The sequence below is a fragment of the Pseudarthrobacter sp. fls2-241-R2A-127 genome, from assembly GCF_030209355.1.
Lineage (GTDB): Bacteria > Actinomycetota > Actinomycetes > Actinomycetales > Micrococcaceae > Arthrobacter.
Map to the genome: position 1 here is coordinate 47,774 of NZ_JARVSF010000013.1, position 17,068 is coordinate 64,841.

At 66.8% G+C, this 17,068-nt stretch carries 13 protein-coding genes; 11 read left to right on the top strand and 2 right to left on the bottom strand.

Annotated elements, in window-relative coordinates:
- The first annotated feature begins 43 nt into the window (after positions 1–43).
- The 7 genes from ilvC to QRN53_RS10505 all read left to right on the top strand — a co-directional run bounded on the left by ilvC (position 44) and on the right by QRN53_RS10505 (position 10,501).
- Positions 44–1,069, top strand: coding sequence for a ketol-acid reductoisomerase (gene ilvC / locus QRN53_RS10475; protein ID WP_285243951.1), 1,026 nt, complete (start codon positions 44–46; stop codon positions 1,067–1,069).
- 125 nt (positions 1,070–1,194) lie between these two features.
- A complete protein-coding gene (gene serA, locus QRN53_RS10480) occupies positions 1,195–2,784 on the top strand; it encodes a phosphoglycerate dehydrogenase (protein WP_285243952.1) in 1,590 nt (529 codons plus the stop codon).
- 218 nt (positions 2,785–3,002) lie between these two features.
- The gene (locus QRN53_RS10485) at positions 3,003–5,801 is read left to right on the top strand and encodes an ABC transporter permease (RefSeq protein WP_285243953.1); all 2,799 of its coding nucleotides are present in this window, start codon (positions 3,003–3,005) and stop codon (positions 5,799–5,801) included.
- On the top strand, positions 5,798–6,553 hold the full coding sequence (locus tag QRN53_RS10490; RefSeq protein ID WP_285243954.1) for an ABC transporter ATP-binding protein: 756 nt from the start codon (positions 5,798–5,800) through the stop codon (positions 6,551–6,553). The genes QRN53_RS10485 and QRN53_RS10490 overlap by 4 nt, the downstream gene beginning before the upstream one ends.
- A gap of 35 nt (positions 6,554–6,588) precedes the next feature.
- Positions 6,589–8,142: a methionine--tRNA ligase gene (gene metG, locus QRN53_RS10495; protein ID WP_285243955.1), complete on the top strand. Its 1,554-nt coding sequence runs from the start codon at positions 6,589–6,591 to the stop codon at positions 8,140–8,142.
- Between the two features lie 89 nt (positions 8,143–8,231).
- On the top strand, positions 8,232–9,284 hold the full coding sequence (locus tag QRN53_RS10500; RefSeq protein ID WP_285243956.1) for a 3-isopropylmalate dehydrogenase: 1,053 nt from the start codon (positions 8,232–8,234) through the stop codon (positions 9,282–9,284).
- Between the two features lie 104 nt (positions 9,285–9,388).
- Positions 9,389–10,501, top strand: a complete 1,113-nt coding sequence (locus tag QRN53_RS10505; protein ID WP_285243957.1) for a branched-chain amino acid aminotransferase — start codon at positions 9,389–9,391, stop codon at positions 10,499–10,501.
- Between the two features lie 76 nt (positions 10,502–10,577).
- Here the strand turns inward: QRN53_RS10505 and QRN53_RS10510 are convergent, their stop codons facing one another.
- On the bottom strand, positions 10,578–11,171 hold the full coding sequence (locus tag QRN53_RS10510) for a hypothetical protein (RefSeq protein ID WP_285243958.1): 594 nt from the start codon (positions 11,169–11,171) through the stop codon (positions 10,578–10,580).
- 136 nt (positions 11,172–11,307) lie between these two features.
- Here QRN53_RS10510 and QRN53_RS10515 point away from each other — a divergent pair, with 136 nt between their 5' ends.
- The 4 genes from QRN53_RS10515 to QRN53_RS10530 are packed head-to-tail and all read left to right on the top strand — an operon-like array spanning position 11,308 to position 15,234.
- On the top strand, positions 11,308–12,129 hold the full coding sequence (locus tag QRN53_RS10515) for an MBL fold metallo-hydrolase (protein ID WP_285243959.1): 822 nt from the start codon (positions 11,308–11,310) through the stop codon (positions 12,127–12,129).
- Between the two features lie 10 nt (positions 12,130–12,139).
- Positions 12,140–12,916, top strand: coding sequence for a fumarylacetoacetate hydrolase family protein (locus QRN53_RS10520; protein ID WP_285243960.1), 777 nt, complete (start codon positions 12,140–12,142; stop codon positions 12,914–12,916).
- A gap of 57 nt (positions 12,917–12,973) precedes the next feature.
- Positions 12,974–14,488: a glutamate--tRNA ligase gene (gene gltX, locus QRN53_RS10525; RefSeq protein WP_285243961.1), complete on the top strand. Its 1,515-nt coding sequence runs from the start codon at positions 12,974–12,976 to the stop codon at positions 14,486–14,488.
- Positions 14,488–15,234 (top strand): HAD family hydrolase, encoded by a 747-nt coding sequence (locus tag QRN53_RS10530; RefSeq protein ID WP_285243962.1) that lies wholly within the window; start codon positions 14,488–14,490, stop codon positions 15,232–15,234. The genes gltX and QRN53_RS10530 overlap by 1 nt, the downstream gene beginning before the upstream one ends.
- A 62-nt stretch (positions 15,235–15,296) precedes the next feature.
- Here QRN53_RS10530 and QRN53_RS10535 read toward each other — a convergent pair whose 3' ends face one another.
- Entirely contained in the window at positions 15,297–16,847 is a 1,551-nt protein-coding gene (locus QRN53_RS10535; protein ID WP_285243963.1) for a hypothetical protein, read from the bottom strand.
- Positions 16,848–17,068 lie beyond the last annotated feature (221 nt).

The following is a 17,068-nucleotide window of genomic DNA, read 5'->3' on the forward strand; positions in this document are numbered from 1 at the left end:
CCGCAAGACCACTATCTACAACCACTCAAGAGGAGTTACGCAAGTGACTGAAATGTTCTACGACGACGACGCCGACCTTTCCATCATCCAGGGCCGCAAGGTTGCCATTGTGGGCTACGGCTCGCAGGGCCACGCCCACGCGCTGAACCTGCGCGATTCAGGCGTCGAGGTTGTCATCGCCCTGAAGGAAGGCTCCAAGTCGATCGCCAAGGCCGAGGACGCCGGCTTCACGGTCAAGAACGTTGCCGACGCCGCCGAATGGGCCGACGTCATCATGATCCTGGCGCCGGACCAGCACCAGCGCGCGATCTACAACGACTCCATCAAGGACAAGCTGACCCCCGGCAAGGCCCTGGCCTTCGCCCACGGCTTCAACATCCGCTTCGGCTACATCCAGGCTCCGGAGGGCGTTGACGTCATCCTGATCGCCCCGAAGGCCCCGGGCCACACCGTCCGCCGCGAGTTCGAAGCCGGCCGCGGCATCCCGGACATCATTGCTGTCGAGCAGGACGCTTCCGGTTCCGCCTGGGAACTGGCAAAGTCCTACGCCAAGGCCATCGGGGGCACCCGCGCCGGCGTTATCAAGACCACCTTCACCGAAGAGACCGAGACGGACCTCTTCGGCGAGCAGTCCGTCCTCTGCGGCGGCGTGTCCCAGCTGATCCAGTACGGCTTCGAAACCCTCACCGAAGCCGGCTACCAGCCGCAGATCGCCTACTTCGAGGTGCTCCACGAGCTCAAGCTCATCGTTGACCTCATGTGGGAAGGCGGCATCGCCAAGCAGCGCTGGAGCGTCTCCGACACCGCAGAGTACGGCGACTACGTCTCCGGCCCGCGCGTCATCACCCCCGAGGTGAAGGAAAACATGAAGGCCGTCCTGGCCGACATCCAGTCCGGTGCCTTCGCCAAGCGCTTCATCGAAGACCAGGACAACGGCGGCGTCGAGTTCAAGGAACTGCGCGCCAAGGCCGAGCAGCACCCCATCGAGGCCGTTGGCCGCGAACTGCGTTCCCTGTTCTCCTGGCAGCAGCAGGACGTGGACTACGTGGAAGGCTCCGCAGCCCGCTAAGGCTGCCAGCCCAACCACATAGACCGCAATGGTGAGGCCGGGTTCACACTTAACAATGTGAGCCCGGCCTTTCCGTCGGCCTAGACTTGTTTCCATCCCCAGGACTGCAACGCAGAGGATCAGCCGTGTCAAAACCCGTAGTACTGCTCGCCGAAGAACTTTCCCCCGCCACCGTCGAGGCCCTCGGCCCGGACTTTGAAATCCGCCAGACCGACGGCGCAGACCGTTCCCAGCTGCTCTCGGCGATCAGTGACGTAGATGCCATCCTGGTCCGCTCCGCCACCCAGGTGGACGCCGAAGCCATTGCCGCGGCCAAGAACCTGAAGGTCATCGCCCGCGCCGGCGTGGGACTGGACAACGTCGACATCAAGGCCGCCACCCAGGCCGGCGTCATGGTGGTCAACGCTCCCACGTCCAACATCGTTTCGGCCGCCGAACTGACCGTGGGCCACATCCTCAGCCTGGCCCGCCACATCCCGCAGGCCAGCGCCGCCCTCAAGGACGGCGAGTGGAAGCGCTCCAAGTACACCGGCATCGAACTGTTCGAAAAGAAGATCGGCATCATCGGCCTCGGCCGGATCGGCGCGCTCGTGGCAGCCCGCCTCAAGGGCTTCGACACCAAGATCCTGGCCTACGACCCCTACATCACCTCCGCCCGCGCGGCGCAGCTTGGCGTGCAGCTGGTCACCCTGGATGAGCTCCTTGCCCAGTCCGACTTCATCACCATCCACATGCCCAAGACGCCCGAGACCGTGGGCATGCTCGGCGCTGACGCCTTCAAGAAGATGAAGAGCACCGCCTACGTGGTCAACGTGGCCCGCGGCGGCCTCGTGGACGAGGAAGCCCTCTTCACGGCCCTGCAGGACGGCGAGATCGCCGGCGCCGGCGTCGACGTCTTCGCCAAGGAACCCAGCACCGACCTGCCGTTCTTCAAGCTGGACAACGTGGTGGTGACCCCGCACCTGGGCGCCTCGACCGACGAAGCACAGGAAAAGGCCGGCGTCTCCGTGGCCAAGTCCGTTCGCCTGGCCCTCGCCGGCGAACTGGTGCCGGACGCCGTCAATGTTGCCGGCGGCGTCATCGCACCCGACGTCCGCCCGGGCATCCCGCTGATCGAAAAGCTGGGCCGCATCTTCACCGCGCTGACCCACGCCTCCCTGACCCAGTTCGACGTCGAGGTGGCCGGCGAAATCTCCACCCTCGATGTCAAGGTGCTTGAACTTGCCGCACTGAAGGGCATCTTCGCCGACGTCGTGACCGAGCAGGTGTCCTACGTCAACGCACCCGTCATCGCCGAGCAGCGCGGCATCAACGTCCGCCTGATCACCACCCCCGACACCGAGTCGTACCGCAACGTCCTGACGCTGCGCGGCGCCCTCAGCGACGGCGCCCAGATCTCCGTGGCCGGCACCCTGACCGGTCCCAAGCAGGTGGAGAAGCTGGTGGGCATCAACGGCTTCGAAGTTGAGATCCCCATCAGCGAGCATCTGGTGGTGGTGGCCTACACCGACCGTCCCGGCGTCATTGGCACCATTGGCCACATCCTGGGCATGAACAACATCAACATCGCCGGCATGCAGGTTGCCCGCTCCAACGAGGGCGGCCAGGTCCTGGCCCTGCTGACCATCGACAGTTCCGTTCCGCAGCAGGTGCTGGACGCCATCAAGGCCGGCATCGGCGCTGAAATGGTCCGGGAAGTGGACCTGGAAGACTAACGCGACACACCGGCCGAAACGCCGAAGCCGCTCCTCCGCGCGGGCACGCCCCGGCGGAGCCACGTATGATTGGCCGGTCTGCTTAAAATGGCTTGGTCCTGATTCAGGACCGTAGCCGGCAGGCCGGCCAATACCTTTTGCACATCCGTCCGCCATTGCCCACGTCTGCCCCGGGCGGCTGGAAGTGCGCGCACGCAATCCAGGTTTCAGGGAGTTCCATGAACGCCGTCCAGAGGTTCATCAGAAGCAGGGTGCTGCTGTTGACCGCGGCCATCTTGATCGCAGCCATGTGCTTGTCGGTCGTCGTCCAAAGCCAGTCACAGGCCGCGCTCAACCGGACAATCGACGAAAATTCCAGGGGGCTCTACGACATCCTGGTCCAGGCCAAGGCGCCGTCCGGAGCGCTCCTCCAGCCGGAGATCGCCAATGGTGCCGGCGGCATCGGATTCGACCAGCTGGACTCCATCCGGAAACTCTCCGGCACGTCCGTGGCCGCACCCATCAGCCTTGTCTCACGGGTAACCCAGAACCTGGAGACGCCCCGGCTCGACGCCATGGACTACCTCGGCTACAACGCCGGGCTCGCCGGTACCGCCACGGCCGACCAGGCCGCCGGGGCCACCGCCCCGAACCAGTGGCCCGCGGCCGAATCAGTCCTCAGCGACACAGCCAAGAAGTACCGTCTGACCGCCAGCGCCGTGAGCTCCGACGGCAACTCCGAGCAAACCCTCTTCAAGACCACCGCCGAAGGAACCCTGGGCAAGGCCCGCCTCGTCGAAGAGAAGGCCCCGGGCGGCAGCAGCATCCGCATCGCCGCGCCGGCAGGGGAGACCGGCATCAAGTTCCCCAGCCCCGCCGGCGGTTCCGAGCACAACCTGTTCAACCTCTCCGTAGCGCTGCCGCTCGCCCCCGAGGTCACCGAATCCGTGGTGGCAGTGGACCCTGCGGCCGAACGGGCCCTGCTGGGCTCCGCAGGCGACTTCCTGGCCCCGCTGGAAAAGGCGCCCCCCGCAGACGCCCGTGACGCCGGTGCCGTGGGAAGGTACCTGGAAGGCCTCTTCACCAGTGGCATCAGCATGGACCAGCTCAAGGAAGGACCGGACTTCCTGGGCGTGAAGCTCAAGTACTGGGCCCCCCTGATGACCCAGTACCAGCAGGCCAAGCGCACAGGCCAGCTCACCAGCGGCTCCCAGGCCGTTCCCCTGATCGTCCGTTCGGGCACCTCGCTGGACCTGAAGTACAACGTCAAGATCGAGGAAATCGACGACGCCGGCAAGGTCGTCAAGGACGTCGGCACCGTGTCCAAGTCGCTGGGCAAGGATTACCTGCCGTTCGTTTCCAAAGACCCTTTCGTGCTGTCCTGGCCCGGTTCCACCGACCACTCGTCCCTGCTGGGCAACAACGGCAACTTCAACCAGGGCCTGTACACGCCCGCCAAGTGGAGCACCAACTTCGCCGGCGCCCCCAAGTACACCGACGGTGACACCGCATCCAACGGCGCCGTGGACAAGACCGCAGTTCCGGGAGACTGGGTGACCGTAAACCGGTTGCCGGACAAGGCCGCCAACGGTGCCCCCGTGGACCAGACCCAGCGGGACCCTGTGGACGAGCGCTCATACCGGGACAACCTGTCCACCGGCCAGCAGCAGCCGGCGCAGCCGCTGCCCATGGTTTACGGCACGTTCGACCCCGCTGCCGTGGCCGCCGCCTCCGGTGACGTCAACAAGCTGCCGCTGGGTGGCTACGACCCCACCCCGTTCACCCTGGTCAAGGACGCCGCAGGCAAGGACGTCCCCGCTGCGGAGCTGAAGCCGTCCCTGAGTGCCACCGGCCTGGCCAGTCAGTCCGCCGGTGCGATCACCGACTACTACGGCCTGGCCGCAGCCCGCGGCTACAAGCAGAACGCCGCAGTGATCGACGCCGTCCGCGTCCGCGCCAAGGCTCCGGGCAGCTGGAAGGAAGCCCAGCCCGAGGTGGAGAAGCTCGCCGCCGAAATCCGGGACATGGGCCTGGACGCCACCATCGTGGCGGGCTCGGCCCGCGAGGACACCAGCATCGCCGTGCCCGGCTACTCCAAGGACGGAGCGGGCAAGGAGTCCCCGCTGGGAACCGTCCAGCAGTCCTGGGTCCGGCAGAATGCCGCCGACGCCGTGGCCGGTTCCCTGTCCGGCACCAACGTCACCCTGCTGTTCCTCACCCTCTGCGGTGCGGCCCTGCTCACCGGGGCGTCAACCGTCAGCTACATCCGGAAACGCCGCAGCGAGGCCGGAACACTCCGTGCCATGGGCTGGACGCAGCGGCGGATCCGCACTTGGGTCCTCGAGGAGTTCGGTGTCGGCGCCGTGCTGCTCGCCGCCGCCGGGATCGTGCTGAGCCTGTTGAGCTGGAGCCTGCCCACCGCCCTGGTGTGCGCCGCCGTCGTGGTCCTCTACTGCGGTGCGGCCCTGTTCGCCGCGCAGCAGCTCCGCCACCGCGACGTCATCGACCAGGAACCGCAGCATGACGAGCGGCTCATCCCGGTCGATTCACCGCTGACCTTCGCCAACCGGCAGCTGGGCACCAACAAGTTCAACACGCTGTCCCTCGCCGTGGCGGTGGGTGTCTTCGGCGCCGCTGTCGGCGGCCTGATCGCCCTGCTGATCGACATTCCCCGGGCCGCAGGCGCCAGCGCCCTCAGCGGCCTGGCTGCCGCGAGCGTCACGCTGCCAAGCATCCTGCTGGCCGTGGCCGGCGTGGCTGTGGGGCTGGTGCTCACCCTGGTGACCGGCCGCTTCGAACTCAACGCCAAGCGCCAGTACCTGGGCATCCTCGAGGCCATGGGCTGGAACCCCGACATGCTCCGCCAGGTGCGCTTGTTCGAAAACGCACTGGTGGGAACCGTGGCCCTGCCCCTGGGCGTGCTGGGCGCCCTGGGCATCGGCCTGCTGCTGGCACCCTACGCGGCCATCTGGGCCGCCGTGGCCGGGCTGGTGGCTGTACTTTGCTGGATACCGATTGCAACGAAAGTGGTCCAATGACAAACCCGACGAATGTCCAGCGCAGCCGCCGGAGCGGCTCCACTGAGGTCCCCCTGCAGACCCGGGCCAACACCATCGTCAAGTCTGCCGATCACGCCACCCCGCTGGAGATGCGCGACATCACCATCCGGTACGGCGGCGGAAAGGGCGGCGCCGAGGCAGTCAGCGTGGTGGAGGGTTTCGACCTGACCCTGCACGCGGGGGAGATGCACTGCGTCGCCGGCCGAAGCGGCTCGGGCAAGACCAGCATCCTGACCGTCGGCGCCGGACTCACCCTCCCGACGTCGGGCCGGGTTTTCTGGGAAGGCGATTCGCTCGAAAGCATGGGCGACGACGAAATCGCAGACCGCCGCCGTGCCCTGATCGGGTACGTGGACCAGGGCGGTGCCCTGATTGACGGCATGAGCGCCCTCGAAAACGTCCTCCTGCCGGCCGTCCCGGACGGCGAGGTGGACCAGCGGCGCGACATGGCCAAGGACCTGCTGGACCTGGTGGGCCTGGGCCGGCGCATGAGGCACCGTCCCGCGCAGCTGTCCGGCGGCGAACGCCAGCGTGTGGCGATCGCCCGCGCACTGATCCTGGGCACCAGGGTGCTGGTGGTGGATGAGCCCACCGCCTCATTGGACCGTGCCTCCGCCAACCGCATCATCAGCATCCTGAAGGACACCACTTCGGACGGCATCGCCGTCCTGGTGGCCTCGCACGACCACGAGCTGGTCCGCCTGAGCGATACCCTGACAGAACTGATCTAGCCCACTCCACCGCACCGAAGGTAACCGTCCGCACCGTGACTGCTTCAGAGAAAACGCCGTTTTACATCACCACGGCCATCACCTACCCCAATGGCGTGCCGCACATCGGCCACGCCTACGAGTACATAGCCACCGACGCCATGGCGCGCTTCAAGCGGCTGGACGGCTATGACGTGATGTTCCTGACCGGCACTGACGAGCACGGCATGAAAATTGCCCAGACGGCGGAGAAGGAAGGGATCACGCCCAAGGAGCTGGTGAACCGGAACGCCGAGATCTACAAGGCGGCGCACGCTGCCCTGGGCGTCAGCTACGACCGGTTCATCCGGACTACGGACGAGGACCACTACGCTGCGTCCCAGGCCATCTGGAAGAAGATGGAAGCCAACGGCGACATCTACCTCGACAAGTACGAGGGCTGGTACTCCGTCCGGGACGAGGCCTTCTACGCCGAGGATGAGACGGTGCTGAAGGACGACGGCGTGCGCTACTCGAAAGAGACGGACACCGAGGTGACGTGGACCGCGGAGGAGAGCTACTTCTTCCGGCTGTCCGCCTACCAGGACAAACTGCTGGCCCTCTACGAATCCCACCCGGAATTCGGCGCCCCGCAGTACCGGTTCAATGAGGTCATCAGCTTCGTCAAGCGCGGCCTGGAGGACCTGTCCATCAGCCGGACCACGTTCGACTGGGGTGTCCCCGTCCCGGGCAACGACAACCACGTCATGTACGTGTGGGTGGATGCGCTGACCAACTACCTCACCGGCGTTGGCTACCCGGATGTCGAATCGGAGAAGTTCCGGAAGTACTGGCCTGCCGACGTGCACATCATCGGCAAGGACATCTCCCGGTTCCACGCGATCTACTGGCCCGCGTTCCTGATGAGTGCCGGGCTGGAGCTGCCAAAGCGCGTCATGATCCACGGATTCCTGAACAACAACGGGGTCAAGATGTCCAAGTCCCTGGGCAACGTGGTGGCTCCCGCCGATTTCGTGGCCCGTTACGGCCTGGACCAGGTGCGCTTCTTCTTCCTGCGCGAGGTCCCGTTCGGGGCGGACGGCAGTTACAACCACGAGGCGATCGTGGGCCGGATGAATTCGGACCTGGCGAACAACTTCGGCAACCTCGCCCAGCGCTCCCTGTCCATGGTGGCCAAGAACTGCGGCGCCGCGGTACCCGCGCCCGGCGGGTTCACGGACGCCGACAACGCCATCCTGGCCCAGGCCAACGGCCTGCTGGACACCGCACGTGCCGCCTTTGACAAGCAGGAATTCAGCCGCGCCCTGGAGGCCATCTGGGCGGTGCTGGGGGACACCAACGCCTACTTCGCCGAGCAGGCGCCCTGGGTGCTCCGGAAGACCGACGTCGAGCGCATGAACACGGTGCTGTACGTGACGCTGGAGGTGCTGCGGATCGTGGCCATCCTCGCCCAGCCGGTCATGCCCGGCGCCACGGCGAAGATCCTGGACGCCCTGGGCCAGCCCGAGGCCGCCCGCCAGTTCGCGGCGATCGCAACACCGATCGTTCCCGGCACGGCGCTGCCCGCTCCCGCTCCCGTGTTCCCCAAATTCGAGGAACCGGCCGAATAGGACGGCAATACCCAAGCGCGAGGATGCGCTCTTGTCCACATTCTGGGATAGGTTGACCAGCATATGGATGTTTTGGCTACGCTGAAAACATGAGCGCATCCTCCATCGATCTTGCAGTTATTCCCGGTGACGGCATCGGCCCCGAAGTCATTGCCGAGGCCCTCAAAGTCCTCGAAAAGGCTGTGGCCGCGGAGGGCGTGCAGCTCAAGCCGACTCATTACGAGCTCGGAGCCGAGCACTGGCTCGCCACCGGTGAAACCCTGCCGGACCACGTCCTGGCAGACCTGAAAACGCGCGACGCGATTCTCTTCGGCGCTGTCGGTGCCGCCCCGGGCGACACCCGCATCCCGTCCGGGATCATCGAGCGCGAGCTGCTCCTCAAGCTCCGCTTCAGCCTGGACCACTACGTCAACCTGCGGCCCTCGCGGCTCTACGGGACCGTCGGCAGCCCGCTGGCAAACCCCGGCACCATCGACTTCATCGTGGTGCGCGAGGGAACCGAGGGACCCTACGTGGGCAACGGCGGTTCGCTGCGGGCGGGAACCCCGCACGAGGTGGCCACGGAAGTGTCCCTGAACACGGCGCACGGCGTGGAGCGCGTGGTCCGCGATGCCTTCCGCCGCGCCAGCCTCCGGGAACGCAAGCACGTCACGCTGGTGCACAAGCACAACGTCCTGGTCTTCGCCGGGCACCTGTGGAAGCGCACGGTTGAAGCTGTCGCCCAGGAATTCCCGGGGGTCACGCACGACTACCTGCACGTGGACGCCGCCACCATCTTCATGGTCACCGACCCGTCCCGCTTCGACGTGATCGTCACCGACAACCTGTTCGGCGACATCCTCACCGACCTCGCCGCCGCCGTCACCGGCGGCATCGGCCTGGCGGCATCGGGCAACATCAACATGGACCGCACCGCGCCCTCCATGTTCGAGCCCGTCCACGGTTCCGCGCCGGACATCGCCGGCCAGGGCAAGGCAGACCCCACCGCTGCCATCCTCTCCGCCGCGCTCCTCCTGGACCACCTGGGCTTCGCCGAAGCCGCCCGCAGGATCGAAGCCGCCGTGGTGGCCGACGTCGAAAAGCGCGACGGTACCCCCCGCAGCACCACCGCCGTCGGCGACGCCATCGCCGCCGGGCTCTAGCCCACGCCGGCGGGCCCGGCATCGGGCGTAAGCTTGACTCGAATCACCAAATGCCGCCTCGCTGTTCAGTGCTGAACCACGGGGCGGCCGATCGTGGAGGAACCATGACTCAGACCGCCCATGGCGTCGAATTCACCCGGCAGCCTTCGGAGAACCCGAAGTCCGCCGAAGAGCGTGCAGCCATCCTGGCAAACCCGGGATTCGGCAACTACTTCACCGACCACACCGCCGTCGTCGACTACAGCGTTGACGCGGACGGCAACGGCGGCTGGCACGATGCCCGGATCGAGCCCTACGGCCCGATCGTCCTTGACCCGTCCGCCGCCGTCTTCCACTACGGCCAGGAAATCTTCGAGGGACTCAAGGCGTACCGGCACTCTGACGGCTCCGTCTGGACGTTCCGGCCCGAGGCGAACGCGGCGCGGCTGAACAAGTCGGCCCGCCGGCTGGCCCTGCCCGAACTCCCCGCCGAATACTTCCTCGGCGCCATCCGCGAGCTGGTGGCCGCCGACAAGGAATGGGTGCCCTCCGGCGACGGCGAAGCCCTGTACCTGCGGCCCTTCATGATCGCCACCGAGGCTTTCCTGGGTGTCCGGGCAGCCCGTGAGGTGTCCTTCCGCGTGATCGCCTCGCCGGCCGGAAACTACTTCGGCGGCGAACTCAAGCCGGTGTCCATCTGGATCTCGCGCCAGTACGCCCGTGCCGGCCGCGGCGGCACCGGCGACGCCAAGTGCGGCGGCAACTACGCTGCCTCCCTGATCGCGCAGCAGGAAGCTGAAGCCAACGGCTGCAAGCAGGTGCTGTTCCTTGACCAGGCCAACGACAACGCCGTGGAAGAGCTGGGTGGCATGAACGTGTTCTTCGTCATGAAGGACGGCTCGCTGGCAACCCCCGCGCTGACCGGAACCATCCTGGAAGGCGTCACCCGCATGTCCGTCATCCAGGTGGCCAAGGACATGGGCCGCGAGGTGGCCGAACGCAAGATCACCCTTGATGAATGGCGCGACGGCGTGGCCTCCGGCGACATCGCCGAAGTGTTCGCCTGCGGCACCGCGGCAGTGATTACCCCCATCGGGGTGCTCAAGGATGAAACCGAGTTCATCGGCTCCGAGGACGCCAAGGCCGGGGAAACCACCATGGCCATCCGCGCAAAGCTGCTGGGCATCCAGACCGGTGCCGAGCCGGACACACACGGCTGGCTGACCCGCCTGGCCTAGGCTCTCCACGCACGACGGCGCCTTCCGGAGTTTTGTCCGGAAGGCGCCGTTTTGCGTTGCTGCGGGTGAGGCCGGGTCAGCGGCGTGCCGCCTTCCGGGCAGCGTTCTTCATGGCTTTGCGGGACACGGGCTTGAGCGCCTTGCGGGCAGCCTCCTCCGCCAGGGCGCGGTTGCGCCGGGCATCGATGAGGTCGTTCCAGAGCGTGGTGGCGAACACGCCGCCGTCCTGGGCGTAGACGTCGTAGGGGTAGCCGGCATACACGGAGGGGGTGGTGCCGCCGGTGAAGAGGTCCTTCCCGTTGGCCTTGGCCACGGCGTCGCCAACGGCCCAGGTCCGGGTCAGGTGGCGGGTGAGTTTTTCCTGTACGAAGACGGCGGCGTCGGCTGATCGGGAAGCCTGGTCCACCAGCGCCTCCAGGTCGGCGGCGATCAACGCGGCGCCGGCCTGGTCAGCGGGCGCGGAAGCGGTCCCCAGCTCAGCCGCGACGGCGCTGACGTTGTCCGTCCAGTCGGTTGTCTCGCGGAACTTCTTCCACGTGGGAAACCAGATGATGCTGCCCTTGGCGTGGTTATGGATGTGCAGGAGGCCGGTGGCTTTTTCGGTTGCCGAATGGTCGTGGCCGTCTGCGTCCGCGCGGGCGAGGAGGTCTGCGATTGATGGTGTGCTCATGGGGCGGTGTCAGGCTTCCTGGTGGGGATCATTGTGCTGTCACCGGTTGCCAACCTGCGCAGGCGGCCGATCTATTCCGCCACTGCACCCTCGCGGGAGGGTGGGGGAGGACGGGGCTTGATGCAAGGATGGGTCAGTGACTTCAGTTCCCGGCCCCGGCCTGCAGCGCAGCTCAGGCCTCACCCAGTTCATCCTGGCCCCCAACCCCGGCCCCATGAGCCTGGACGGCACCAACTCCTACGTCCTGCGCGCCCCGGGCCACCCGACCGCCGTCGTGGTGGATCCCGGTCCGCCGGACGAAACCCATCTGTCAGCGCTGGCCGGGGCAGGCGACGTCGAAATCATCCTGGTGACGCACCGGCACTCAGACCACACGGCAGGATCCGCACGCCTGCATGAACTGACGGGTGCGCCCGTCCGCGCCATGGACCCGGCCCACTGCCATGGCGGGGGAGCGCCGCTGGCCAACGGCGAAGTGGTCCACGCCGCTGGAGTGGACATCACGGTGCTGGCAACCCCCGGGCACACCTCTGATTCCGTATGCTTCCACCTGGCGGCCGACGGACAGCACGGATCGGTGCTGACCGGTGACACCGTCCTGGGCAGGGGCACCACCGTCCTGGACTACCCGGACGGAACACTGGGCGACTACCTCTCCAGCCTGGACCGACTGGAAGCCCTGGGGCCCGCCACGGTCCTTCCCGCCCACGGCCCGGTACTGCCGTCCCTCGCATTGATCGCCAGGGATTACCGGGCGCACCGGGAGGACCGGCTCGCGCAGATCCGCGCGGCGCTGGGCACGCTGGGCCGGGACGCTACCGTGGGCGACGTGGCGGACGCCGTCTATGCCGGCGTCGACCCTTCCGTCAGGCGCGCGGCCGAGCTGTCCGTGGCCGCGCAGCTCTCCTACCTCCGCGGTCCCGAAAGCGGAGGCCGGACGGCGCCGGCGAAACGGTAGGGTAGGAACCATGCGTATTGCGAGGTTTGTTGTCGATTCCGATCCCCTGTACGGCGTTGTGGAAGGTGATAGCGGCAGTGAGGAAATCACTGTCATCCACGGCGACCCCTTCTTCAACGGTGTGGAGCGCACGTCCGTGCGCCACAAGCTGGAGGACGTCCGGCTGCTGGCGCCCATCATCCCGCGCAGCAAGGTCATCGGCGTCGGACGCAACTTCGTGGAACACGCGCATGAGCTTGGCAACGAGGTACCCGCCCAGCCGTTGCTGTTCCTGAAGCCCAACACCGCAGTGGTGGGCCCGAACGACCCCGTGGTCCTGCCGGAATTCTCCGACGAGGTCTCCTTCGAAGCCGAACTGTGCGTGGTGATCGGCCGGATCTGCAAGGACGTTCCCGAGGACCGCGTTGACGATGTCATCTTCGGCTACACATGCGGCAACGACCTCACCGCCCGCGATGTCCAGAAGACCGACCTGCAGTGGACCCGCGCCAAGGGCTTCGACACGTCCGCGCCACTGGGCCCGTGGATCGAGACCGACCTCGACACCGAGGACCTGCAGATCCAGGGCAGGCTCAACGGGGAAATCCGCCAGGACGGCAGCACCAGCCAGATGATCCGCGGCGTCCGCGAACTGGTGTCCGTGGTGTCCCAGGCTTTCACCCTGCTGCCGGGTGACGTGATCATGACCGGTACGCCTGCCGGTGTGGGGCTGGTCAAGGAAGGCGACCGCTTCGAAGTGGAAATTGAAGGCATCGGCCGGTTGTCCAACCCAATCGTCCGCCGCTGACCCCGGCTGCCGCGCGGAAGGCCTGGGGGCGGCCGGGCGGGTAAAGTTGAAGCCACTATGACTAACGCTTCTTCGTCGCTTGCCGCCTCCATTCCGCCCATCACCGCCGAGACGCCCGTCCGCGTCCGGTTCTGCCCGTCGCCCACGGGCACCCCGCACGTGGGACTGATCCGGACGGCCCTGTTCAACTGGGCCTACGCGCGCCACACCAAAGGCACGCTGGTTTTCCGGATCGAGGACACGGACGCCGCGCGTGACAGCGAGGAAAGCTACCACCAGCTGCTGGACGCGCTGAAGTGGCTGGGCATCGACTGGGACGAGGGCGTGGAAGTTGGCGGCCCGCACGAGCCCTACCGCCAGTCCCAGCGCGGCGACATCTACCAGGACGTCATCAAGCGGCTGCATGACGGCGGATTCATTTATGAGTCCTTCTCCACCCCGGAGGAGATCGAGGCGCGCCACCGCGCCGCCGGCCGGGACCCCAAGCTTGGCTATGACGGCTTCGACCGGCACCTGACCGACGAGCAGCTGGCGCAGTACCGGGCCGAGGGCCGGCAGGCTGTACTCCGCCTGCGCATGCCGGACGAAGACATCACCTTCACCGACCTGGTCCGTGGCGAGATCACCTTCAAGGCCGGCTCCGTGCCCGACTTCGCAGTGGTCCGTGCCAACGGTGCACCGCTGTACACGCTGGTCAACCCCGTGGATGACGCCCTCATGGGCATCACGCACGTGCTGCGCGGTGAGGACCTGCTCAGCTCCACTCCGCGCCAGGTTGCCCTGTACCGGGCCCTGTACGCGGTGGGCGTAGCCGAATACATGCCCGAGTTCGGCCACTTGCCCTACGTCATGGGCCAGGGAAACAAGAAGCTCTCCAAGCGGGACCCCGAGTCCAGCCTCTTCCTGCACCGCGAGCGGGGCTTCATCCCTGAGGGGCTGCTGAACTACCTGTCCCTCCTTGGCTGGTCGCTGAGCGCCGACGAAGACATCTTCACGGTTGAACAGCTCGTGGAGCACTTCGACATCCACGATGTCCTGGGGAACCCCGCGCGCTTCGACCTGAAGAAGGCCGAGGCCATCAACGGCACGCACGTCCGGATGCTTGAGCCCAAGGTCTTCCGCGACCGGGTGGCGCACTACCTGCGCGACGCAGGCCTGGTGGGGGAGATCCTGACCGACCGTGAGGAAGAGATCCTCATCGAGGCCGCACCGTTGATCCAGGAGCGCATCACGCTGCTGGGTGAGGCGCCCGACATGCTGGCCTTCCTGTTCAAGGCGGACGACGCCATCGACATCGCCGATGACGCCCGCAAGGGCCTTCCCGAGAACCTTTCCGAGGTGCTGGATGCGGCACTTGCCGCCCTGGAACCGGTGGCGGACTGGACAGCGGAGGGCATCCAGGCAGCCCTGAAGCAGGCCTTGGTGGAGGACCTGGGCATCAAACCGCGGCTCGCGTTCGGGCCCGTCCGGACAGCTGTTTCCGGCCGGCGGATCTCCCCGCCCCTGTTCGAATCGATGGTAATCCTGGGCAAGGAATCCTCCCTGCGCAGGCTCCGCGCCTTCCGCGGCTGATGACAGCGCCAAGCGAAGCCCGGGCGGGCGCTGCGGACACTCCGTTGGGCGTGGTCAGGGGCGTCCTGTTCGACATTGACGACACCCTGGTGGACCTCGAGTATTCGATGACCACCGCCCTGCGGGAGGTCAGCGAGCACCTGCTTCCCCACCTGGACCAGGCCGGCTGGGAACGTTTCGGGCGGATCTTTACCCACGAGACCACGCACTACTACGACCGCTACCTGGCCGGTGAGCTGACCTTCAATGAACAGCGCCTGCTCCGCGGACGCGCTGCCCTGGGCCATTTTGGCGTGGAATTGGCCGACGGCGATGAATCGCACCGGTGGCTGGCAGCGTACGTGGAAAAGCAGCCGTCCTACGTGAAACCGTTCCCGGACGTTTCGCCGCTCCTTGACGTTTTGGACGCCGCCGGGATCCCGTACGGGGCCGTCAGCAACAACGTCCACGATTACCAGCGCGCCAAGCTGGACGGCGCCGGCCTTGACCGCGTGAAGCACCTCGTAGGCACAGACACCCTGGGCGTGGCCAAGCCGGATCCGGCCATCTATCTGGAAGGCGTCAGGCTCCTGGGCACCATCCCTGCCGAGACGCTGTACGTGGGCGATAACCGGCTGCTGGATGCGGAAGGCTCGACGGCGGCCGGCTTGGTTGGCATCTGGCTCAACCGCAACGCTGAGACCGCGGCCCACTTTGATGGAACCGCGGTCACCTCGTTGGCGGATCTGCTCCCGCTCTTCGCTTAGGTCCTGGCCGGGCGACCCACGTCCGGCCCGGACCATGCTTGACTGGCGGCCCGGCGTGCCTGTCAGGCGGCGTTCAGTCTCGCCGTGCGGCGGAGGAGGAAATATCCGCCGACAGCGGCTCCCACGAGCACGGCGATCAGCAGCAGTGCCGTCAGGGGACTGTCCAGCCAGGACGACGGCGACACAGCGGCTACCTTGCTGTGCAGCTCCTGCGTTCCCGCAGCGATCCTCGCGTTGCCGTCGGCCAGTTTGCCGGCGCCGTCGGCGAGCTTGCCGGAACCGTCATCCAGCTGGCCGTTGCCGTCCGCGAGTTTCCCGGTACCGTCCGCCAGTTGGGTGGAGCCCGACTGCAGCTGGCCGGTGCCTTGGCTCAGGGTGGAGGTTCCCTCGGACAAAGCCTCGGTTCCGGCCAGGAGGCCCGGGTTGGCCGGGTCGCCGTCGCCGTTGACGCCTGCACTGAGCTTGGTGGTGCCGTCCTGGAGGTTGTTGGCGGCGTAGATCAGGCCGGGGCTGTCGGGATTGCCCGGGACGCCATCCATTCCGGTCCTGATTTTTGCGGTGCCGTCAGCCAGCATGGTGGTGCCCAGCACGACGCCGGGGTTTTGGGGATCCGTGGAGTTGAGCTTCTCCGCCAGGGTGGCGAAACCCGCCTTGAGCCGGCCCGCGCCGTCGTTCAGCTGGGCCGCCCCGGAGTTCAGGGTGCCTGTGCCCGCTTTCAACTGTCCCGCGCCGTCGTTCAGCTTTGCCGCCCCCGAGTCAAGCTGCCCTGCCCCCGCGTAGGCGCGCCGGCCGCCGTCGGCCAATTTGGCGATCTGGTCCTTGATCACCGCCAGCGGCACCAGGCCCTCCGGTCCGTTGGCGGCGGCCTCAAGCTGGTCCAGGCCCTGGCTGAGCGCAGCCAGTCCGTCGCCCTTGGTGGGGTCGTTGCCGGCCCCGGGGTACCCCTTCAGCTGGGCTGTTCCGTTCTTCAGCGCAGCAGTACCGGCCGCAAGGCTGCCGGCGCCGGCGTCGAGTTGGCCGGCCCCCGCCACCAGCTGGCCGGTCCCTGCTGCCAGTTGCCCGGCCCCGTCGGCAAGGTTGTTGGGGGCGTTGCCGGCTGCGGTTGGGGTGAGCGCGGCCGAGAGTGCTACGGCGCCGGCCTGGAGCTTCCGGGCACCGTCGTCCACCTGGTACACGCCGGGGACGAGTTTGTTCAGGACGTCATTTTGCAGCTTGGTGGTGCCGGCATGAAGCTTCTCCACGCCCGGGGCGAGCTGGTCCCGGACACCCGAGTAGATCTTGCCGGCCCCCGACTCCAGGGCGAGGGCCCCGGCATTGAGCTGGGTGGTACCGTCCTTGACCTTGATCGAGCCGTCCTGCACCTGTGCTGCGCCCTTGCTCGCCGCTCCCGCGCCCGCAGCCAACCGGCCCGAGCCGTCCTTGAGCTGCGCGGCACCTGTGGCGGCCTGTTCGGCGCCGTCCATCAGTTGGGCCGAGCCGTTGGCGATCTGGCCCGTGAGATAGGTGTAGAAGGCAAGGAACAAGACCAGCAGGAGGGAGAGGGCCATGATGGCGACGGACTGGGGCCTGGCTTTGCGGGTTGCGGATGCAATGGTTGCTGTACGGGTTGTCAACGCTGACACTTCCTAACTTCCGCCGGACAGCAATGTCCGGTGGCGAAACCTTGGTGGGCAGGGCGGTCCCTTCGACCTCATGGGTTCCCGAATTGACGGGCAGGAGCTTGTTACCGATCGGTAACTTACTCGAGGGTAACCACAACGCCGGACGGCGGGCAAGGGTTTTGGCTGATACCTTTTTCGGCCGGCCCCAAATGCCGGCCCCGCCGATTTGTGCG

Coding starts and splice junctions, on each gene's coding strand:
- QRN53_RS10485 (WP_285243953.1), top strand. CDS start 3,003: ATGAACGCCGTCCAGAGGTTCATCAGAAGCAGGGTGCTGCTGTTGACC.
- QRN53_RS10520 (WP_285243960.1), top strand. CDS start 12,140: ATGCGTATTGCGAGGTTTGTTGTCGATTCCGATCCCCTGTACGGCGTT.
- QRN53_RS10530 (WP_285243962.1), top strand. CDS start 14,488: ATGACAGCGCCAAGCGAAGCCCGGGCGGGCGCTGCGGACACTCCGTTG.
- QRN53_RS10500 (WP_285243956.1), top strand. CDS start 8,232: ATGAGCGCATCCTCCATCGATCTTGCAGTTATTCCCGGTGACGGCATC.
- QRN53_RS10490 (WP_285243954.1), top strand. CDS start 5,798: ATGACAAACCCGACGAATGTCCAGCGCAGCCGCCGGAGCGGCTCCACT.
- gltX (WP_285243961.1), top strand. CDS start 12,974: ATGACTAACGCTTCTTCGTCGCTTGCCGCCTCCATTCCGCCCATCACC.
- QRN53_RS10505 (WP_285243957.1), top strand. CDS start 9,389: ATGACTCAGACCGCCCATGGCGTCGAATTCACCCGGCAGCCTTCGGAG.
- QRN53_RS10510 (WP_285243958.1), bottom strand. CDS start 11,171: ATGAGCACACCATCAATCGCAGACCTCCTCGCCCGCGCGGACGCAGAC.